Below are 4,703 nucleotides of genomic sequence, written 5' to 3'. Positions count from 1 at the left end.
TCGGCGGCCAGCGCGGCGAGCCGGGCGAGCGCGTCGGCGGGGGAGACCGGGCGCAGGTCGGCGCGGCGGACCAGGTGGTGCCGGACCGTGCCGGTCAGGTCGACGACGCAGGCCGCCAGGTAGTCGACGTTCACCTCCAGGCCGAGCCCGGCCGGGCCGTCGGAGGCGAGCACCAGTCCGCGGGCCGGGCGGCCCGCCCCGGTACGCGGCTCCGGCTCCGCCTCGGCGACCAGCCGGCCGGCGATCAGGTCGTCCACCACGGCGGAGACGGTGGCCCGGGTCAGGCCGGTGTCGGCGGCGATCCCGGCGCGCGAGGGCGGCCGGTCGGCGGCGGCGATCCGCCGCAGCACCACCGCGAGGTTCAACTCGCGCAGGCTGCCCTGCCGGACCGCCCCGGCGGTGCTGGTGCTTGTCACCTCTTGACACTGCCACATCGCCGCCATTTAATTCAACCGCTGAACAAATCGCGGACGACACCACCACCTGGAGGTCTGCCATGGCACCCCGCCCCACCCCCGCGGACAAGTTCTCCTTCGGTCTCTGGACGGTGGGCTGGCCGGCCCGTGACCCGTTCGGCGACGCCACCCGCCCGGAGCTGGACGCCGTCGAGGCGGTGCACCGGCTCGCCGAGCGGGGCGCGTACGGCATCACCTTCCACGACGACGACCTGGTCCCGTTCGGCGCGGACGCCGCCACCCGCGACGCCCGGCTGAGCCGCTTCCGCAAGGCGCTCGACGAGACCGGCCTGGTCGTACCGATGGTCACCACCAACCTGTTCAACCACCCGGTGTTCAAGGACGGCGGCTTCACCAGCAACGACCGCGACGTACGCCGGTACGCGCTGCGCAAGGTGCTGCGCAACATCGACCTGGCCGCCGAGATGGGCGCGAAGACGTTCGTCATGTGGGGCGGCCGGGAGGGCGCCGAGTACGACGTCGCGAAGGACGTCCAGGCCGCGCTGGACCGCTACCGCGAAGCCGTCGACCTGCTCTGCGAGTACGTCGTCGACAACGGCTACGACCTGCGCTTCGCCCTGGAGCCCAAGCCGAACGAGCCCCGGGGCGACATCCTGCTCCCCACCGTCGGCCACGCGCTCGGCTTCATCTCCACGCTGGCCCGCCCGGAGATGGTCGGGCTCAACCCGGAGGTCGGGCACGAGCAGATGGCCGGGCTGAACTTCGCCCACGGCATCGCCCAGGCGCTCTGGCAGGGCAAGCTGTTCCACATCGACCTCAACGGCCAGCGCGGCATCAAGTACGACCAGGACCTGGTCTTCGGCCACGGCGACCTGCTCAACGCGTTCGCCCTGGTCGACCTGCTGGAGCACGGCGGCCCGAACGGCGGCCCGGCCTACGACGGCCCGCGCCACTTCGACTACAAGCCGTCCCGCACCGAGGACATGACCGGCGTGTGGGCCTCCGCCGAGGCGAACATGCGCACGTACCTGCTGCTCAAGGAGCGGGCCGCGGCGTTCCGCGCCGACCCGGAGGTGATCGAGGCGCTCGCCGCCGCCCGGGTGGCCGAGCTGGCCACCCCGACGCTCAACCCCGGTGAGGGCTACCGCGAGCTGCTGGCCGACCGGACCGCGTTCGAGGAGTTCGATCCGGAGGCCGCCGGGGCGAAGGGCTTCGGCTTCGTCCGGCTCAACCAGCTCGCCGTCGAGCACGTGCTCGGCGCGCGCTGAGGCGGGCCGCCATGCCGCTCGTCGCGGGGGTCGACTCGTCGACCCAGTCCTGCAAGGTGGTCGTCCGGGACGCGGAGACCGGCGAACTGGTCCGGCAGGGCCGCGCGCCGCACCCGCCCGGCACCGAGGTCGACCCGTACGCCTGGTGGGAGGCCCTGCGAGCGGCGGTGGCCGAGGCCGGCGGCCTGGCCGACGTGGCCGCCGTCTCGGTCGGCGGCCAGCAGCACGGCATGGTCTGCCTGGACGCCTCCGGTGAGGTGGTCCGCCCGGCGCTGCTGTGGAACGACACCCGGTCCGCCGACGCGGCCCGGGACCTGGTCGAGGAGGCCGGCGGCGGGGAGACCGGCCGCCGGTTCTGGGCCGAGGCGACCGGCGCGGTGCCAGTGGCCAGCTTCACCGCGACGAAGCTGCGGTGGCTGGCTCGGCACGAGCCGGACAACGCCGACCGGGTCGCCGCCGTCTGCCTGCCGCACGACTGGCTCACCTGGCGGCTCGCCGGCGCCCCCGGCCTGGACGCGCTGCGCACCGACCGGGGCGACGCCAGCGGCACCGGCTACTGGTCGCCGCGCACCGGCGAGTACCGGCTGGACCTGCTGGAACGGGCCTTCGGCCGGCGCGTGACGGTGCCGGTCGTGCTCGGCCCGGCCGAGGCGGCCGGGCACCTCGACCCGGCCGTGTTCGGCGGCGGCGCGGCGGGCCCGGTCCTGCTCGGGCCGGGCACCGGGGACAACGCCGCCGCGGCACTCGGCGCCGGAGCCGGCCCGGGCGACGTGATCGTCTCGATCGGCACCTCCGGCACCGTGTTCGCGGTGGCGGACACGCCTGCCGCCGATGCGAGCGGCGCGGTGGCCGGATTCGCCGACGCCACCGGCCGGTTCCTGCCGCTCGTGTGCACGCTCAACGCGGCCCGGGTGCTCGACGCCGCCGCGACGCTGCTCGGCGTCGACCTCGACACGTTCGGCGAACTGGCCCTGTCCGCCCCGCCCGGCGCGGACGGGCTGCTGCTCGTGCCGTACCTGGAAGGGGAGCGGACGCCGGACCGGCCGCACGCCACCGGCACCCTGCACGGCCTCACGCTCGGCACCTCGACCCCGGCGCACCTGGCCCGGGCCGCGGTGGAGGGCATGCTCTGCGGGCTGGCCGACGGCCTGGACGCGCTGATCGCGCAGGGCGCCCGCGCCGACCGGATCATCCTGGTCGGCGGCGGCGCCCGGTCCGCCGCGGTACGCCGGATCGCGCCGCAGGTCTTCGGCCGCCCGGTGGTGGTGCCGCCGCCCGGCGAGTACGTGGCGGACGGCGCGGCCCGGCAGGCCGCCTGGGTGACGCTCGGTGGCGGCACCCCGCCCGCCTGGTCCATCGGCGACACCGAGGAGTACACGGGCGAGGCGGTCCCCGCCATCCGCGAGCGCTACGCCGAGGCGCGGGGGTGACGCCGGCACGGGGGGTCGTGCTGCGCAGGTGACACGTACCTGATTTGCTGCCCGGCATGAAGGGCACCAGGATCTCCCGGCGCGGGAACGCGGCACACCGGTTCTACAGCGTCGTGGTCTTCGTGGTGCTCGCCTCGCTGGACAACGTGGCGATCGGCCTGGTGCCCCCGCTGTACGGGCCGATCTCCACCGCCCTCGACGTACCCCAGCGGATGCTCGGCCTGGTCACCGCCGTCAGCTTCCTGGTCAGCGCCGTGGCGGCGGTGGCCTGGGCGTACGTGGGGGACCGCACCAACCGCAAGCCGCTGCTCATGGTCGGCACGCTGCTCTGGGCCGCCGGCACCGCCGGCAGCGCGCTCGCCGGGGGGTACGCGACGTTCCTGATCGCGCAGTTCGTCGGCGCGGTCGGGCTCGGCGCGGTGGGCTCGGTCGGTTTCTCCGTGGTCACCGACCTGATCTCACCGCGCCGCCGCGGCCTGGTGATGAGCTTCTGGGGGCTGTCGCAGGGCGTCGGCACTCTGGCCGGGACGCTGCTCGGCGGCGTCCTCGGCGCGACCGACTGGCGGCGGCCGTTCCTGATGCTGACCGGTGTGGGCCTGGCCGCCACCGTGGCGTACCTGTTCACCTACGACATCCGGCGCGGGCAGAGCGAGCCGGAGCTGGCCGGGGCGATCGACGCCGGGAACGAGTACGACTACCGGATCAGCCGCGCCGACCTGCCCCGGATCCTGGCCCGCCGGACCAACCGCTGGCTGATCCTGCAGGGGCTGACCGCTCAGGCCGCGTTCGGCTCGCTGGTCTGGCTGCCGGTGCTGTTCAGCCAGCGGGCCGAGGCGCAGGGCTACTCACCGGCCACGGCCGTGGTGGTGGGCAGCGTCTTCGCCACCCTGTTCCAGCTCGGCGGCGTGCTGTCCATCGTGGGCGGGCTGGTGGGCGACGCGCTGCAACGGCGTACGCCGAGTGGCCGGGCCATGGTCGCTGCTGTCGGCATCCTCGCGGCGCTGCCGTTCTATCTGGTCCTGTTCTTCGTGCCGATCCGCATCGACGTGCCCGACGGCGCCGGTTCCGGCGCGGTGGTGACTGCCGTGCTGTCCAGCGTGCTGACCGAGCCGTCGGTGGGGCTGAGCCTGCTCACCGCCGTGGTGGCGCTGGCGCTGACGTCGGCGAACTCGCCGAACTGGTTCGCGCTGATCGCCGACGTCAACCCGCCCGAGCACCGGGGCACCGTCTACAGCCTGGGCAACCTGGTGAACGGCGTCGGCCGGGCGGCGGGCAACGGGCTGGTGGGGGTGGCGTTCGCCGGGTTGCGGGCGGCCTTCCCGCCGCCGCTGAACTACGCGGTCGGGCTGGCCGCGTTCCAGCTCTTCTTCATCCCGACCGGGATCATGTACTGGCTGGCCGCACGTACGTCGCCGCGGGACATCGCGCAGGTGCACGACCTGCTGCACGCCCGCGCCGACCGGCTGGAGGAAGGAAGGGCCCCTTCTTAACGGTGAGTGTTAAGTGAGTGTTTGAGAAGTGGTGGGGTCGGGCGGCGTGTCGTGTTGAAGGTGAGGGAAGGCCCTCGGTAGGTCCGGTGGTGTCGAGCC

Annotated in this window: 3 protein-coding genes and 1 pseudogene; 3 read left to right on the top strand and 1 reads right to left on the bottom strand. The window is 74.2% G+C overall.

Translation table 11 applies throughout. From position 1 onward, the window contains the following. Positions 1 to 443: pseudogene (locus tag AC2CHG_RS30090) on the bottom strand (sugar kinase); the annotation flags it as partial. Between the two features lie 53 nt (positions 444 to 496). Here AC2CHG_RS30090 and xylA point away from each other — a divergent pair. The 3 genes from xylA to AC2CHG_RS30075 are packed head-to-tail and all read left to right on the top strand — an operon-like array spanning position 497 to position 4,604. After that, complete coding sequence (gene xylA / locus AC2CHG_RS30085; RefSeq protein WP_402807091.1) at positions 497 to 1,684, top strand: xylose isomerase; 1,188 nt, start codon at positions 497 to 499, stop codon at positions 1,682 to 1,684. 11 nt (positions 1,685 to 1,695) lie between these two features. After that, the gene (xylB, locus tag AC2CHG_RS30080; RefSeq protein ID WP_484526069.1) at positions 1,696 to 3,114 is read left to right on the top strand and encodes a xylulokinase; all 1,419 of its coding nucleotides are present in this window, start codon (positions 1,696 to 1,698) and stop codon (positions 3,112 to 3,114) included. 56 nt (positions 3,115 to 3,170) lie between these two features. Continuing rightward, a complete protein-coding gene (locus AC2CHG_RS30075) occupies positions 3,171 to 4,604 on the top strand; it encodes an MFS transporter (RefSeq protein WP_484526068.1) in 1,434 nt (477 codons plus the stop codon). Positions 4,605 to 4,703 lie beyond the last annotated feature (99 nt).

It is taken from the genome of Micromonospora sp. ATLC20 (genome assembly GCF_057196585.1).
Note: the sequence above shows the minus strand (reverse complement) of the source record. Positions and strands in the feature narration are given on the sequence as shown.

Bases quoted from the DNA above. Each gene is read 5' to 3' on its own strand.
- xylA (WP_402807091.1), top strand. From the start codon at position 497: ATGGCACCCCGCCCCACCCCCGCGGACAAGTTCTCCTTCGGTCTCTGG.
- xylB (WP_484526069.1), top strand. From the start codon at position 1,696: ATGCCGCTCGTCGCGGGGGTCGACTCGTCGACCCAGTCCTGCAAGGTG.
- AC2CHG_RS30075 (WP_484526068.1), top strand. From the start codon at position 3,171: ATGAAGGGCACCAGGATCTCCCGGCGCGGGAACGCGGCACACCGGTTC.